This is a genomic window from Psychrobacter sp. 4Dc (assembly GCF_002836715.1).
In the GTDB taxonomy this organism is placed as follows: Bacteria; Pseudomonadota; Gammaproteobacteria; order Pseudomonadales; family Moraxellaceae; genus Psychrobacter.
Window position 1 is genome coordinate 1 of record NZ_PJAT01000110.1, and the last position, 17,058, is coordinate 17,058.

Sequence of the window (17,058 nt, forward strand, 5' to 3'; positions counted from 1 at the left end):
CAATGAGCTTATGAATTAGTCATAGAAAAGGCCATCCTATTTAGGGTGGCCTTTTTTATTGGAGAAAGTTGAAGCATGATCGAAAATAGAATTATGCCTAGCGTGTATTAATGAATTAGCTACATGTGTGATAGAGACAATTATTTGTTAGATAGCATATTGTAATCTGTAGCATAGCTTGTTATATTATCGCTGCACTTAATGCTAGCAGTTATTTTAGATTGCGGCAGTGCAAAATCAGGTAAAATTAATAATTTTACCGTCAAGGGCTTGCATTCTATGCTAAATATTGTATAATGCTGTCCTTTACACCCATAGGCGATTGGCTCAATTGGTAGAGCATCGGTCTCCAAAACCGAGGGTTGTAGGTTCGAGTCCTACATCGCCTGCCATCTTCTTATCACATCTTTGTTGTACCCCACCATCTCCGAAGCGAGTTCTTTATGAGCAATGATCAAGATAACCTCGAGACTAAGTTATCTGATGCCAAGGCGGTTGCTGGTGGAATGCTGTCTAAAAATAAGCATGTTTCAGCTAGCGGTACTACTGCTGTTGAAGTGGCTAAGACTGGCTCAATAAAAGATTTGATTTTGTGGCTACTTGCCGCAGCTGTATTAATCGGTGCGACTCTAGTAAATCAATATTTACCGGGCTATTGGCAACCTGCCAACGATGTTTGGGTACGTATTGGTATTATTGTCGCACTTGTTGTATTTGCATTAGTCTGTTTGGCGTTAACACATCAAGGCCGTGCTTTTAAAATATTATTAAAAGACGCTGCCGTTGAGCTTCGCCGAGTGACATGGCCAGGTAAAGATGAAACCTTTCAATACACATGGCAAGTAATTGTCGTGATTGCGATTGCCGGTTTCTTTATTTGGTTATTGGATAACTTTTTTAATTGGTTCGTTGGTATCTTTATCGGTTAATAGCACGTATTAGTGACTATTAGCGAGACATTTACTTTTAACGACTTATTTATAACGATCAGGAGCGTGATATGCGTTGGTATATTGTCCAAGCGTTTTCAGGATATGAAAAACAAGTACAACGTTCATTAACTGATCGTATTAACCGTAGTGACTTCGCTGAGTCATTCGGTGATGTATTGGTTCCTACTGAAGAAGTCGTCGAAATGAAAGACGGCAAAAAACGTAAGAGTGAGCGCAAGTTCTTTCCTGGATATGTATTGATCCAAATGGAGATGAACGATAATACTTGGCACATCGTAAAAGACTGTCCTCGTATTATGGGCTTCATCGGTGGTACGCCTGAGATGCCTGCACCGATTACGCAAGTAGAAGCTGATCGCATTTTAAACCGTTTGAACCAGACTGAAACTGACCCACGTCCTAAGACTCTATTTGAGCCAGGCGAAGAGTTGTTGGTTATCGATGGTCCATTTACTGACTTTAAAGGGTTGGTAGAAAAAGTGGATTATGAGAAGTCTAAACTACATCTAACGGTAAACGTATTTAATCGACCTACGCAGGTTGAGCTTGAATTTAGTAAAGTTGAAAAACTAGACTAAATTAGCAAAAAATTCATCAACCGGGGAGCTGTTAGTCAATTAGGTATATACCACATTGATTTGGCGCTATCACCCATTTAGGAGAGTATCATGGCTAAGAAGATTGATGGTTACATCAAACTGCAAGTGCCTGCAGGCAAAGCAAATCCTTCACCACCTATTGGTCCAGCTTTGGGTCAAAAAGGCGTGAACATCATGGCGTTCTGTAAAGAATTTAACGCTGCGACCTCAGGCCAAGAGCCAGGTCTACCGATCCCAACTGAGATCACAGTATACAGCGACAAATCTTTTACCTTCATCATGAAGTCACCACCAGCTGCATACTTACTACGTAAGGCTGCTGGTATTGCTAAAGGTTCAGGTACACCGAACACTGCTAAAGTTGGTAAAGTTGACCGTGCACAACTAGAAGACATCGTTAAGACTAAGAATGCAGACTTAACTGCAGCTGATCTTGACGCTGCTGTCCGTACCATCGCTGGTACTGCACGTTCAATGGGTATTACCGTGGAGGGTGTATAATGTCTAAGCTAACCAAACGTCAAAAAGAAATTCAAAGCCGTATTGATAACGAAAAACAGTACACTATTGAAGAAGCGGTTCAAATCCTAAACGATTTGCCAGCGCTAAAATTCAAAGAGTCTATCGATATCGCGGTAAACTTGGGTGTTGATCCACGTAAATCTGATCAAGTAGTTCGTGGTGCAACTAACCTACCTGCTGGTACTGGTAAAACCAAACGCGTTGCTGTATTCGCTCAAGGCGCTGCTGCTGAAGCCGCTAAAGAAGCTGGTGCAGACATCGTTGGTTTTGAAGACCTAGCAGAGCAAATCAAAGCCGGTAACATGGACTTTGATGTTGTTATCGCAGCTCCAGATGCAATGCGTGTTGTTGGTCAGTTAGGTACTATCCTAGGCCCACGTGGTCTAATGCCTAACCCTAAAGTTGGTACGGTAACGCCAAACGTTGCTGAAGCTGTGACTAATGCGAAAGCTGGTCAGGCTCAGTACCGTGTTGATAAAGCTGGTATCATCCATGCAACTATCGGCCAAGTTGGTTTCACTGCTGATCAAATCGAGCAAAACGCGCAAGCGATTCTTTCTGATCTAAAGCGTGCTAAGCCTGCTACTTCTAAAGGTACTTTCATTAAGAAAATTACCTTGTCTAGCACGATGGGTCCAGGTCTAACGATCGACGCTGTTCCTTATCGTACTGCTAAATAATTAAAGTTTTTATATTCAAATATTTTGAGTGATAAACACAAACAGTTTTTAAAGAATTAGGTCAGCGTAGTATTTGCTACGCTGTCTAAGACCGTAGGTAGAGAGTAGTTTAGAGTCATAGTTAGCGATCTTCGGATAGTTGTTTATGATGATAAGTCACTTTTGTTAATCGACGACAGATGAAAATCTTAGTTGTCCTACGCAGACGGTGGCCCACACAGTTTAAGACACGAGCGGATAGGGCGATAAGATTATTTATAATCTTCAAACTATTACTCAACGTCATTCTGATAACGGTGCCGTAATCAGTCGTTACCAGTAGATGCTTTTTTTATTAATTGAATCCGCTGGTAATGTGTCGTATCAAGTCAGTCTTAGCTTACAGTTTGAGCGCATAAAAACCTTGTTTTTGGCACTTTTATTATAAGTCGATTGATAAGATTAAAGGAGTCAACTTATGGCATTAACGCTAGAACAAAAACAACAAGTTGTGGCTGAAGTGTCTGAAGTTGCTGCTAATGCTTACTCAGCAGTAGCTGCCGAATATCACGGTATTGGTGTTGCACAGCTTACTAAGCTGCGCGAACAAGCTCGTGATAAAGGTGTGGTTTTGAAAGTGGTAAAAAATACACTAGCAAAACGCGCTTTTGAAGGCACTAAGTTTGAGAGCATGTCAGACCGTATGACTGGTCCACTACTTTTGGCTTTCTCTATGGAAGATTTGGGATCTGCTGCTCGAGTCGTTTTCGACTTCAGCAAAGATAACAAAGCTTTAGAGACCAAATTAGTATCAGTCGGTGGTGAAGTTTATGGTCCAGAAGAGCTAGAGCGCGTATCGAAGCTACCAACTCGCGACGAAGCAATCTCTATCTTGATGGCTACTATGAATGCACCAGTGACCAAGCTTGTCCAGACTATGAACGCTGTTCCTGGCAAGTTCGTTCGCACTGTAGCGGCAATCAAAGACGCAAAAGAAGCTGCTTAATTGCTTGTTTTAACGTAACTTTAACATCGCTAATTTTGGTTGCACTTTATTGTCACATTAGGCAAGCAATCAAGGCGATATTAGAATCAATTAATTTTTATCAGATAACGGAGAGTTCTCATGGCACTATCTAAAGATGACGTGTTAAATGCAATCGCTGAAATGTCAGTAATGGATATCGTTGAGTTAATCAGCGACATGGAAGAAAAATTCGGCGTAACAGCTGCTGTTGCTGCTGCACCTGCTGCTGCTGGTCCTGCTGCTGCTGCTGCTGAAGAAAAAGACGAGTTTGACGTAGTTCTTGCCAGCTTTGGCGAGAAGAAAGTTGGCGTAATTAAAGCCGTACGTGAAGCTACTGGTCTTGGCCTAAAAGAAGCGAAAGATTTGGTTGAAAGCGCTCCAGCTCCAATCAAAGAAGGCGCATCTAAAGCTGAAGCTGAAGAGTTGAAAAAGAAACTTGAAGAAGCTGGTGCAACTGTTGAACTAAAATAAGTTTAACACTGTACGAAAAAAAGCTGGTAATGCCTTGCATTGCCAGCTTTTTTTTACTATAATTCGTAGCTTGACCTTTTGTGTCTGCCAACATACGTATGCAACATCACGGTGGATACCCATCAAAAGGACAGACGATATACATGCAAGCACACATGCCAGTTTTTGAAATCAGTTAATATGAGCTAAACGTCTGTAGATGTTTGGCATTTTTTTGTGTCTGCATGCTTTCCTATCAACACTATAGTTTATACTGATTCTAAAAGTTATAGTTACCCCGATTATTAATCCTGAAAAAAGCGGTATTCTTAAAAAAGCTGTTGATCATAAGTTGCCTACTTGGTGTGGCATGACTGTCGATATTCAGTCTCATAGACAGCTTGTATGTGTAGGGAACATGGTTCGGTAATAAGTAGTCTAGATGGCAAGTGGTATGGATGCAATCTTAATAGACATTATTTCCCAGCAATGTATTTGTAAAGTAAGCCTGATAGGCAATGCGTTATAGATTATATAATATTGAATTTTTTGGTTGCAACAGTCATATAGACTGATTCACTTACCATGAATCTAGCAAGCAACGACGAGATTAAGTGAAGTGTGCTAGGTAAGCACTGAAGAGTAAAGTAGTAATTGACAGAAAAGACATGAACTGAACACGAAGACCCGTTTTATATTATCGTTTACGTCGCCACGTTTGCATCGTATTTATGCATACTGGCCACGCTTTTAATTTGTTTCCACGTTTACTGTAAGGACTCTCGATGGCATATTCTTATACTGAAAAAAAGCGTATTCGCAAAAGTTTTGCTGAATTGCCCACTGTAATGGACGTTCCCTATTTACTGTCTATTCAAGTAGATTCTTATGAGCAATTTTTGCAAGAGCACAAAAAGCCGAAAGCTCGTGAGAATACTGGTTTGCAAGCTGCGTATTCCTCTATTTTCCCAATTGAGAGTCACTCTGGTAACGCAGAGCTACAATTTGTTGAGTACTATTTAGGCACGCCTGAATTTGATGAGCGTGAGTGTATCTTACGTGGTTCAACGTTTGCTGCGCCTATGCGTGTCAAAATCCGTTTGATCATCAAAGACAAAGACAGCAAAGACAAAGATAGCAAAGCTGCTATCAAAGATATCCGTGAGCAAAGCGTCTATATGGGCGAGATGCCTTTGATGACTGCTAACGGTACTTTTATTATCAATGGTACTGAGCGTGTTATCGTATCTCAGCTACATCGTTCACCTGGTGTGTTCTTTGACCATGATAAAGGTAAGTCGCATTCAAGTGGTAAAGTGCTTTATAACGCACGTATCATCCCTTATCGTGGTTCATGGTTAGACTTTGAATTTGATGCAAAAGATTTAGTATTTGCTCGTATTGACCGTCGCCGTAAACTACTTGCGTCAATCATCTTACGCGCACTTGGTCTAACAACTTCTGAAATCCTAGATTTATTCTTTGATAAAGTTGCTGTTTATAAAGGCGAAGAGCAGTTTGAAATTGACCTAGTTGCTGATCGTCTACGTGGTGAGATGGCTCAGTTTGATATTGTATCACCTGAAGGTGATGTTATCGTAGAGCAGGGCAAACGCATTAACGCACGCCGTATCCGTCAGCTTGAAGAAGCCGGTATGACGAAAATTGCTGTGCCTGATGAGTATCTATACGAGCGTATCTTAGCGGAAGACATCGTCGTTAATGACGAAATCATCGCTAAAGCAAACACGCCAATTGACCATGAATTATTGGTTAAATTGAGCGCGTTTGAAGCCAGTGAATCTATCAAAGAATTCAGCATTCTATTCACCAACGATATCGACCAAGGTAGTTATATTGCCGATACGCTACGTGCTGATAGCACCTCAAGCCGTGAAGAAGCATTGATCGAAATCTACAAAGTCATGCGTCCAGGTGAGCCACCAACGGTTGAAACGGCTGAGAAACTGTTTGAAAGCATGTTCTTTAATGCAGATCGTTATGACTTATCAAACGTCGGTCGTATGAAATTCAACCGTCGTCTTGGTTTAGAATTTGATAATACTGATGATCCTGATATCCAGCGCGAACGCAGCGTATTGACCAACGATGATATCGTTAACGTTCTAAAAGAACTTATCGAGATTCGTAATGGTCGCGGTGATGTCGATGATATTGACCATCTAGGTAACCGCCGTATTCGTTCAGTGGGCGAGATGGCAGAAAACCAATTCCGTGTTGGTCTAGTACGTGTTGAGCGTGCTGTAAAAGAGCGTTTAAGCTCAGCAGAATCAGACAACTTGTCACCACAAGATTTGATTAACTCTAAGCCAGTAGCGGCTGCGGTTAAAGAATTCTTTGGTTCAAGTCAGTTGTCACAGTTTATGGATCAGAACAACCCGTTGTCTGAAGTTACCCATAAGCGCCGTGTATCAGCGTTAGGACCTGGTGGTCTAACTCGTGAACGTGCAGGCTTTGAAGTACGTGACGTACATGATACCCATTATGGCCGTGTATGTCCTATTGAGACTCCTGAAGGTCCAAACATTGGTCTGATCAACTCACTAGCGACATTTGCTAAAACCAACAGCTTTGGCTTCTTAGAAACGCCTTATCGCCGTGTGGTTGATGGTAAAGTTACTGACGTTATTGAGTATCTGTCAGCAATCGAAGAAGTAGGTACTGTCATTGCACAGGCTGATTCTCCAATGACTGAAGATGGTGCGTTGTCTGACGAGATGGTCAGTGTGCGTAGCTATGGTGAATTTGTTCGTATGCCGCCAGAAAAAGTGACGCATATGGATGTATCGCCAAGCCAGGTAGTATCGGTTGCAGCAGGTTTGATTCCGTTCCTAGAGCATGATGATGCTAACCGTGCCTTGATGGGCTCGAACATGCAGCGTCAGGCTGTTCCTACACTACGTGCTGATAAGCCGTTAGTAGGTACTGGCATGGAGCGTCACGTTGCTCGTGACTCTGGTGTTTGTGTTATCGCTAAGCGTGGCGGTGTGATTGAAGATGTTGATGCATCACGTATCGTTGTTCGTGTCAACGAAGACGAGATGACTGCTGGTGAAGCGGGTATCGATATCTATAACTTGATCAAATACACGCGCTCTAACCAAAACACTTGTATCAACCAACGTATCATTGTTAACCAAGGTGACGAGATTGCTTTGGGTGATATCTTGGCTGATGGTCCATCAACGGATCTTGGTGAGCTAGCACTAGGCCAGAACATCCGCATCGCATTTATGCCGTGGAATGGTTACAACTTCGAAGATTCAATCTTGTTATCTGAAAAAGTAGTTAAAGAAGATCGTTTCACTACTATTCATATCCAAGAATTGACTTGTGTGGCTCGTGATACCAAGCTAGGTACAGAAGAGATCACTGCTGATATTCCAAACGTTGGTGAAGCAGCATTATCAAGTCTTGATGAAGCAGGTATCGTCTATATCGGTGCTGAAGTTGACGCTGGCGATATCTTAGTTGGTAAAGTGACACCAAAAGGTGAGACGCAACTAACGCCAGAAGAGAAACTACTACGGGCTATCTTTGGCGAAAAAGCGGCTGATGTGAAAGACACTTCACTACGCGTACCAACTTCAAGTAAAGGTACGGTTATTGATGTACAGGTCTTCACCCGTGATGGCGTTGAAAAAGATGCACGCGCAAGAGCGATTGAAAAATCGCAGCTTGATAGCTATCGCAAAGATTTGAAAGAAGAGCTACGTATTTTTGAAGAAGCAGCACGTGGTCGTATTGGTAATCTATTAGATGGCCAAAAAGTCAGCGGCGGTGCTGGTCTAAAAGCTGGTACAGTTATGGCATTGGCTGATATGAAAGATATGAGCCTTGAGACGTTGCTTGATATCCAACCAGTTGAAGAAGAAATCTCTGAGCGTCTAACGCAAATCGCTGATTACTTGGTTGATAAGCAAAAAGACATCGATGTGAAGTTTGCTGAGAAAAAACGTAAATTGACTGCTGGTGATGACTTACAACATGGCGTACAAAAAATCGTTAAAGTATATCTAGCGGTTAAGCGTCGTATTCAGCCTGGTGATAAGATGGCTGGTCGTCATGGTAACAAAGGTGTTGTATCGCGCATCATGCCAGTTGAAGACATGCCTTATGATGAAAATGGTAATACCGTTGACATCGTATTGAACCCACTTGGTGTACCATCTCGTATGAACATCGGTCAGGTTCTAGAGACGCATTTGGGTATGGCAGCGAAAGGATTGGGCGAGAAGATTGACGGTATGCTCAAATCGCAAGCAGCAATCAAAGAGCTACGTGACTTCTTGGACAAAATCTATAACCAAGTAGGCGGTGAGCAAGTTGATCTTGATAGCTTAAGTGATGATGACATCATGGCGCTAGCAGACAACTTACGTGGCGGTGTACCGATGGGCACAGCAGTATTTGACGGCGCAAGAGAAAGCCAAGTTAAAGACTTGCTCGAGCTTGCTGGTATGGATCGCGATGGTCAGCAGACATTATATGATGGTCGTACAGGTCAGAAGTTTGACCGTAAAGTAACTGTTGGTTACATGTACATGCTCAAGCTTAACCATTTGGTTGATGACAAAATGCATGCGCGTTCAACAGGTTCTTATTCTCTAGTGACGCAGCAGCCATTGGGTGGTAAAGCTCAGTTTGGTGGTCAGCGCTTCGGTGAGATGGAAGTATGGGCACTAGAAGCATACGGCGCGACTTACACGTTGCAAGAAATGCTAACAGTGAAGTCAGATGACGTTGAAGGCCGTACTCGTATGTACAAAAACATCGTTGATGGTGAGCAGTATATGGATCCAGGCATGCCTGAGTCGTTTAACGTACTGACCAAAGAAATCAAATCACTGGGTATTAATATTGAGTTAAAACAAAGCAACTAGCCCGTTGTTTAACTTAGTTGTCCACTAAAGGTAGTCTGCTTTATTGCTGCTGCTTTTAGTGATTTGTCTCAACCCTATTCATTGCCTTCATTCATCTTATCTGCGTCAATGGTACGCTGTCAGATGATTATAAAGATAACGGAGAAGCAACTTGAAAGATTTACTCGATATCATGCAAAGCCCTACCGGCAACGGTAACCAAGAGTTTGATAGCATTCAAATTACTTTAGCCTCACCTGACGTCATCAAGTCATGGTCGCATGGTGAAGTAAAAAAGCCTGAAACCATCAACTATCGCACGTTCAAGCCTGAGCGTGATGGTCTTTTTTGTGCCAAAATCTTTGGCCCAGTAAAAGATTTTGAATGTTTATGTGGTAAATATAAGCGCCGTAAGTTCCAAGGCGTTATCTGCGAAAAATGTGGTGTCGAAGTCACCACTGCTAAAGTTCGTCGTGATCGCATGGGCCATATCGACCTAGCCAGTCCAGTTGCGCATATTTGGTTCCTAAAATCATTACCAAGCCGCATCGGTCTATTGCTAGACATGACGCTACGTGATATCGAGCGCGTTCTATATTTCGAAAGCTATATCGTGACTGAGCCTGGTCTAACTAGCTTAGAAAAATACCAGTTGCTTGATGACGAAGATTATTACAAAGCGCTTGAAGAGTTTGGTGACGAATTCACAGCCAAGATGGGTGCTGAAGCCGTTCAAGACCTATTAAAAGACATCGATATCGATCTTGAAATTGATGAGCTACGTGAAGCGATTCCACAAACTGGTTCTGAGACTAAGCTTAAGAAAATGTCTAAGCGTCTCAAATTATTAGAAGCATTCCGTGATTCTAATAACAAGCCTGAGTGGATGGTAATGAACATCTTGCCAGTACTACCACCAGATTTGCGTCCTCTAGTACCGCTAGAAGGCGGCCGTTTTGCGACGTCAGATCTAAACGATCTATATCGCCGTGTGATCAACCGTAACAACCGTCTTAAGCGTCTGCTTGAGCTAAGCGCACCTGACATCATCGTGCGTAACGAAAAACGTATGTTGCAAGAGTCAGTAGATGCGTTGCTTGATAACGGTCGTCGCGGTCGTGCCATCACTGGTAGTAACAAGCGTCCATTGAAATCTTTGGCAGATATGATCAAAGGTAAGCAAGGTCGTTTCCGTCAGAACTTACTTGGTAAGCGTGTCGATTACTCTGGTCGTTCGGTTATCGTTGTAGGTCCAACACTACGTCTACATCAGTGTGGTCTACCTAAGAAAATGGCACTAGAATTATTCAAGCCATTTACTTATAACAAACTATTGTCTCATGGTTTAGCGACTACGATTAAAGCTGCTAAAAAGATGGTAGAGCGTGAAGAGCCACAAGTGTGGGATATGCTGGCCATGGTTATCCGTGAGCATCCAGTACTTCTTAACCGTGCGCCAACACTTCACCGTTTGGGTCTACAGGCATTTGAGCCAGTATTGATCGAAGGTAAAGCCATCCAGTTGCATCCGCTTGTTTGTACCGCATTCAACGCCGATTTCGATGGTGACCAAATGGCCGTTCACGTGCCATTGACGCTAGAAGCGCAGCTTGAATCACGTGCCTTGATGATGTCTACCAACAACATCTTGTCACCTGCGAACGGTGATCCGATCATCGTACCATCTCAGGATGTTGTACTAGGTCTATATTACATCAGTCGCTCGTCTATCAATGCCAAAGGCGAGAGCATGATTTTTGCTACCGTTAATGAAGCATTGCGTGCAATTGGTTCAAACGATCTACATGTAAACGCCAAGATCAAAGTGCGTGTTACTGAGACGCAAATTGACGAAGAAGGTAACGAGACCAAAGAAATCAGTATCAAAGATACGGTTGCTGGTCGTCTACTTATCTGGAACATCATGCCTAAAGGTATGACGTTTGATGAGTGTAACCAAGAGATGACGAAGAAAAACATCTCTCGTTTGATCAACTCTTGCTACCGTAAAGTTGGCGTCAAAGAAAGTGTTATGTTTGCTGACCAATTGATGTATCTTGGTTTTGCTCAAGCAACATTATCTGGCGTGTCTATCGGTATCGATGACATGGTTATTCCACCACTTAAGAAGCAAATCATCGAAGTGGCAGAAGGCGAAGTTCGCGAAATCGAAGATCAGTTCGAGCAAGGTTTCGTAACTGCTGGTGAGCGCTATAACAAAGTAGTTGATATCTGGTCACGTACCAATGACAAAGTCGCTAAAGCGATGATGGACAACTTGGCAACAGATAAAGTTATCAACGCAAAAGGTGAAGAAGACGAGCAGAAATCATTCAACTCTATCTTTATCATGTCAGATTCTGGTGCTCGTGGTAGTGCGGCACAGATTCGTCAGTTGGCAGGGATGCGTGGTTTGATGGCGAAACCAGATGGCTCAATTATTGAGACACCGATTAAAGCTAACTTCCGTGAAGGTTTGACCGTACTACAGTACTTCATCTCAACTCACGGTGCACGTAAAGGTCTAGCGGATACAGCACTGAAAACCGCTAACTCTGGTTACCTAACTCGTCGTCTGGTTGATGTGGCACAAGATTTGGTTATCACTAGCGATGATTGTGGTACTGAAGAAGGCTTACTCATGAAACCACATATCCAAGGTGGTGAAATCATTGAGAAGCTAGGTGAGCTAGTACTGGGTCGTGTGACTGCTCGTGACGTTACTTATAATGACGATGCTGATAAAGTATTGATTCCAGCTGGTACATTGATCGATGAGTACTGGGTTAACGTCCTTGATAACAACGCAATCGATGATATCTGGGTACGTTCAGTAATTACTTGTGATATCGAACATGGCGTATGTTCACAGTGTTATGGTCGTGACCTTGCACGTGGTCATAAAGTGAATATCGGCGAATCAGTCGGTGTTATGGCAGCTCAGTCTATCGGTGAGCCGGGTACTCAGTTAACCATGCGTACGTTCCACGTAGGTGGGGCCGCGAGTTCAGCCTCTGTAGACAACAGCATCTCTGTACGTAATGCTGGTCAAGCGCACTTTGAAAATATGAAAACAGTACAGCATACCGATGGTCACTTAGTCATCGTATCGCGTTCAGCTGAAATCGCATTGACCGATGAGCTTGGCCGTGAGCGTGAGCGCTATAAAGTACCATATGGTTCAAGTGTACTTGTGAAAGACGAAGAGCAGGTTGAAGGCGGTCAAACTATCGCTAAATGGGATCCGCATACGCATCCAATCATCACAGAATTTGCTGGTACAGCACGCTTCAGTGACATCACTGACGGTATGACTGCCACAGTGAAAGTTGATGATGCGACTGGTATGAGCTCATTTGAGATTCTAGCCACGCGTGACCGTTCAAGCTCAGCAAAAGACTTACGTCCTGCGATTATCTTGAACACTGACGAAGGCAAAGAAGTGGTTTACTTCTTACCAGCTGAAACCATCATCCGCGTGAGCGATGGTGAGAAAGTTGCAGCAGGTTCGATTCTAGGCCGTGTACCACAAGCATCTTCTGGTACAAAAGATATTACCGGTGGTCTACCACGTGTTGCTGATCTATTCGAAGCACGTCGTCCAAAAGATCACGCCATCATGGCAGAAATGACTGGTGTCGTAAGCTTTGGTAAAGAGACTAAAGGTAAGAACCGCTTCATTATTACTAATGAAGATGGTGAAGTACATGAAGAGCTAATCCCGAAATGGCGTCAAATCAACGTCTTTGAAAACGAGACGGTAGCACGTGGTGAAGTGATCGCTGATGGTCCACAGAACCCACATGATATCTTACGTTTGAAAGGTCAGACTGCACTTGCTGATTATATCGTCAACGAAGTACAGGACGTTTATCGCTTGCAGGGTGTAAAAATCAACGACAAGCACATCGAAGTTATCATTCGTCAGATGTTGCGTAAAGTTGAAATCACTGACGGCGGCGATTCAAGTCACTTCAAAGGTGATCAGGTCGAGTATGCAGATATCAAAGCATTGAATGCGAAGCTAGAAGCGGAAGATAAATTCCCAGTACAGTTTGAGCGTCAATTACTAGGTATCACCAAAGCAAGTCTAGCAACTGAAAGCTTTATTTCAGCGGCTTCTTTCCAGGAAACAACCCGTGTACTAACTGCGGCTGCTGTGACTGGTAAAGTGGATGAGCTACGTGGTCTGAAAGAAAACGTGGTTGTGGGTCGCTTGATTCCTGCAGGTACGGGTCTTGCTTATCATAAAGCACGTAAAGAGAAAGCAGATCAGAAGCTACAAGATAAAGATTTGAATGCAGCGTTTGATATGACTGCAAGCACTGATAGCAAAGACTTTGCAAGCTTCGACGAAGCATTTGCTCAAGAGTTAAATCAAGATAATTAATCGCATTAAGTATTTTGATTCATTCTTAATTTGATAAAAAAGCCAGCCTAAGTTGCTGGCTTTTTTGTGCGTATAAAAAACTAAGAAAGGCATGGTGCTATCATCTAAAAAAATAGTACACTGGAAATACGCTCTAATTCACTATTCATAAAAGGATAATTAGCAAATGGCAGGTAAAACTCGCGTCGCCAAATATCAAGCAGATCGAACCAATCAAAAGTTATATTTCTGTCGTTTATCTTGCCAATCTGCAGGAAGTACCAATGATAAGCAGTTATACCAAGCCCATTGTGAGACTGCTATTTTTCATTTACATGGTGCTTTATTAGCATTTATTCAGGAGTTGGGTCATTTCTATAGCTTAAACATGACGGCGCCAACTTTGCTCGATATTGAGCAAGCACTGAGCGAGCGTACCCAAGTATCTCCTGAGATTCAGCGTTTGCAGCAATTACAGCAGCAAGGTTTTATCGCCAATATAGAACGTGCTTATCAGCGTTGTCTGTATGCAGTACCGCCAGATACTATCGTCGATGAAGCGCCAAGCAGTCATTCAGCGTCGCCAGACTTGATTGTCAATGTTGTCACCTTATCCAATCAATGGCTACCTGATGAAACAACGATACGGGAATGGCGTAATCAGCTTTTGGAGCTGATTGAACAACTGCGTGCAGGTATGGTTGAATTCTAATAGGAAGTAAACTAGCAAATTTATTCTTTGACCGCTATTTATTGAACCATTTTAAAGTATGATTAAGTAGGGTAGGCCATAGTCTACAGCGCATAAAAAAGGCTTATTCAGTCATTGCTGAATAAGCCTTTTTCTTATTAACTAAAAATAGTCTTGTTTGTTACTCTGGCATCGGTGGCATACTTTCAACGGGTGTCACCGTTAATGGATTTTCCGGTACGCTGTCATCACTACGATTGCTACTTGGTTTCGTTGATGGTGGAGTGCTCGTCTCCTCAGTAGGCTCTGGAACCGAAGGCTTACGCTGCTGGGTTTGAGTCTTGACTGGTTTTGCTGATTTATTGGAGGCGTCGTTAACTAGGACGCCATCATCAGTCATCTCTATGATACTTTGCTGTTGCTTTCTGGATTTTGAGCGATTATTGATAGATACCCATTGGCTTGGCGTGTCTTTCAGCTGAGCTTTCATAAAGTCCATCCATACTGGCAGCGCTGCCACACCACCATATTCACGGCGGCCCATAGTAGATGGTTGATCAAATCCCATCCATACTACTGTCGCATTGGTAGGATGGAACCCTGCAAACCATGCGTCTTTGGCCTGATTGGTGGTACCAGTTTTGCCACCGATATCATTGCGACCTAATGCCTTTGCTCTTACCGCTGTACCGCGTTGGACTACATCGCGTAGTATATCGGCCATCTCAAAAGCCACTCTAGGTTGCAGTATGCGCGGTGCTTGTTTGGCCCTTACATATTGTACGGCAGGCGCTTTCAGGCGGTCTGACTGTGGACCTGCGTTATATACCGTTAAATCAAGCTCTTTATCTGTTGTTTCGCTATCATCATTACCTTCTGATGATGAATTATCGGCAGTTATTTCATTACTGCTATCATCAAGCGCTTCGATTGACTTCTCATACTCTTCAACTAAGCTGCTATTGACCTTCTCAAGTTTTTCGTTAAAGCATAGTGCACATGCTTGACGTGGATTTGCCTGAAACAACAGCTCGTTTTTATAATTGTAAATTTGTTCAATAAAGTAAGGTTGGACACGATGACCACCATTGGCGAAAGTTGAGTAAGCCGTGGCCATTTGTAATGGTGTGGCTTGTCCTGCTCCAAGTGCTAATGATAATGTTGTCGGCAGCTTTTCTTTATCAAGACCAAATTCATCTAATAGGTTGCGCGTACTTGAGATACCGATAGCTTGTAACAAGCGAATAGATACGAGGTTACGCGACAAATATAAACCGCGACGTAAAGTGATATCACCTAAGAAACGTTCATCAGAGTTTTTAGGTTTCCAGTCACCTACTTGGATAGCTCGGTCAGACACGATGGTGTCTGGGCGATAACCTTTTTCTAAAGCAGCGGTATAAACAAGTGGTTTAATGGTTGAGCCAGGTTGACGCCAGCCTTGTAGAGCGCGGTTGAACTTACTGTGGTTAAAATCAAAGCCACCGACTAATGCATTGACAGCACCAGTCTCTGGATTCAACGAGACCAAACTGCCTTGAATTTTAGGTATTTGACCTAATTGCCAGTTGCCATTTGAAGTAGGTATCACACGAACGATATCGTTTTTCTTAACAACTTGACTGGCATTACTAGGATAATAACCAATACGGTCGGCAGAAATATATTTACGTGCCCATTTCATACCAGACCAATTAACGGTTACTTCTTCACCAGATTGTAGGACTGCATCAAAACTACGAGAATTAACTTTAGTCACTTTGGCAGGAGACATATTGCTGTAGCGTTGAAAGTTCTCGAGAGGCTCATCATTTGCTTCAGCCCCGCGCCAACCATGGCGATGCTCGTAGGCAATCAATCCTGTTACTACTGCTGCTTCTGCATCTGTTTGTGCTTTGCTATCTACTGTGAGACGTACGCGCCACCCACCGTGCATGACTTGATCGCCATAACGTTCGACCAAAGAAGCGCGCGTCATTTCTGCCAAATAAGGCATATTTACATCGAGCTTTTCTTTATATAGGTTGATACCTATAGGGGAGTTGACCGCTTCATCATACTGAGCTTTGGTAATATAGCCAAGCTCATGCATGCGTCCAACGATCCAGTTGCGGCGAGTCAGTGCACGGCTAGGATTGGCAACAGGATTATATTTAGAAGGGGCTTTTGGTAGGCCGGCTAACATGGCCATTTCAGCAATGGTTAAATTGTCTAATGACTTACTATAGTATTTTTTGGCCGCAGCACGAATGCCGTAGGCACCTTCGCCCAGATAGATTTTATTGACATATAGCGTCAAAATATCATTTTTACTCAGCTCGTCTTCGATTTTCCGCGCCAAAAACAACTCTGTGAGTTTGCGGTTTAAAGTACGTTCTGGACTTAAGAAATAGTTTTTAGCGACCTGCATCGTAATGGTAGAGCCACCGGTTTGACCATCGTCATCAGTGACTGCTTCGGTGACAGCGCGACCAAGACCTTTAATACTGATTCCGCTATGCTGAAAGAAAGAAGCATCTTCGGCCGCTAAAAAAGCATGAGTTAAATCTTCAGGAATCTCATCAAAACTAACTGGTAATGATAAACGATTGCCGTATTGGCCGATTAATTTATCATCACTACTATAAATCTGTAATGGCATTTCTAGTTTGGCTGTCTTAATCTCTTGCGTACTAGGTAGGGTTGGTGACAAATACATGGCCATCCCATAAAAACCAATAGGTACAGCAAGTGCTAGAACAACTGCCAATGCTAGGCAAGCGATAAAAAGTCCCACCAAAAAGCGAATGAGACGAGCGGTAGCATTTGTTTTGGCCATAATAAGACTTATTAGTTAGAATTTGTAGCAGACAATATTATTATACATTGAACAAAATAGGCAGGTCATAATAAATGTGTAAGTTGG

General features: G+C 42.9%; 10 protein-coding genes and 1 tRNA gene. 10 read left to right on the forward strand and 1 reads right to left on the reverse strand.

Annotated features, from left to right (window positions below; all coding sequences use genetic code 11):
- Positions 1-316 precede the first annotated feature (316 nt).
- The 10 genes from CXF61_RS10105 to CXF61_RS10150 all read left to right on the forward strand — a co-directional run bounded on the left by CXF61_RS10105 (position 317) and on the right by CXF61_RS10150 (position 14,174).
- Positions 317-392, forward strand: a tRNA-Trp gene (locus CXF61_RS10105).
- Positions 393-443: 51 nt separating this feature from the next.
- Positions 444-929 carry a preprotein translocase subunit SecE gene (secE, locus tag CXF61_RS10110; RefSeq protein WP_057761731.1) on the forward strand — a complete coding sequence of 162 codons (486 nt, stop codon included), beginning with the start codon at positions 444-446 and terminating at the stop codon, positions 927-929.
- Between the two features lie 71 nt (positions 930-1,000).
- Positions 1,001-1,531, forward strand: a complete 531-nt coding sequence (nusG, locus tag CXF61_RS10115; protein WP_057761729.1) for a transcription termination/antitermination protein NusG — start codon at positions 1,001-1,003, stop codon at positions 1,529-1,531.
- 90 nt (positions 1,532-1,621) lie between these two features.
- Complete coding sequence (gene rplK, locus CXF61_RS10120; RefSeq protein ID WP_057761727.1) at positions 1,622-2,053, forward strand: 50S ribosomal protein L11; 432 nt, start codon at positions 1,622-1,624, stop codon at positions 2,051-2,053.
- The gene (rplA, locus tag CXF61_RS10125; RefSeq protein ID WP_057761725.1) at positions 2,053-2,754 is read left to right on the forward strand and encodes a 50S ribosomal protein L1; all 702 of its coding nucleotides are present in this window, start codon (positions 2,053-2,055) and stop codon (positions 2,752-2,754) included. Before rplK ends, rplA begins: the two co-directional genes overlap by 1 nt.
- A gap of 457 nt (positions 2,755-3,211) precedes the next feature.
- Positions 3,212-3,739 carry a 50S ribosomal protein L10 gene (gene rplJ / locus CXF61_RS10130; RefSeq protein WP_057761724.1) on the forward strand — a complete coding sequence of 176 codons (528 nt, stop codon included), beginning with the start codon at positions 3,212-3,214 and terminating at the stop codon, positions 3,737-3,739.
- Positions 3,740-3,859: 120 nt separating this feature from the next.
- The gene (gene rplL / locus CXF61_RS10135) at positions 3,860-4,231 is read left to right on the forward strand and encodes a 50S ribosomal protein L7/L12 (RefSeq protein WP_057761722.1); all 372 of its coding nucleotides are present in this window, start codon (positions 3,860-3,862) and stop codon (positions 4,229-4,231) included.
- Positions 4,232-4,995: 764 nt separating this feature from the next.
- On the forward strand, positions 4,996-9,114 hold the full coding sequence (rpoB, locus tag CXF61_RS10140; protein WP_165598118.1) for a DNA-directed RNA polymerase subunit beta: 4,119 nt from the start codon (positions 4,996-4,998) through the stop codon (positions 9,112-9,114).
- Positions 9,115-9,265: 151 nt separating this feature from the next.
- Entirely contained in the window at positions 9,266-13,483 is a 4,218-nt protein-coding gene (gene rpoC / locus CXF61_RS10145) for a DNA-directed RNA polymerase subunit beta' (RefSeq protein WP_165598119.1), read from the forward strand.
- 166 nt (positions 13,484-13,649) lie between these two features.
- Entirely contained in the window at positions 13,650-14,174 is a 525-nt protein-coding gene (locus tag CXF61_RS10150) for a DUF6586 family protein (protein ID WP_101204294.1), read from the forward strand.
- 160 nt (positions 14,175-14,334) lie between these two features.
- Here CXF61_RS10150 and CXF61_RS10155 read toward each other — a convergent pair whose 3' ends face one another.
- Complete coding sequence (locus CXF61_RS10155; protein ID WP_165598120.1) at positions 14,335-16,971, reverse strand: penicillin-binding protein 1A; 2,637 nt, start codon at positions 16,969-16,971, stop codon at positions 14,335-14,337.
- Positions 16,972-17,058: the final 87 nt, after the last annotated feature.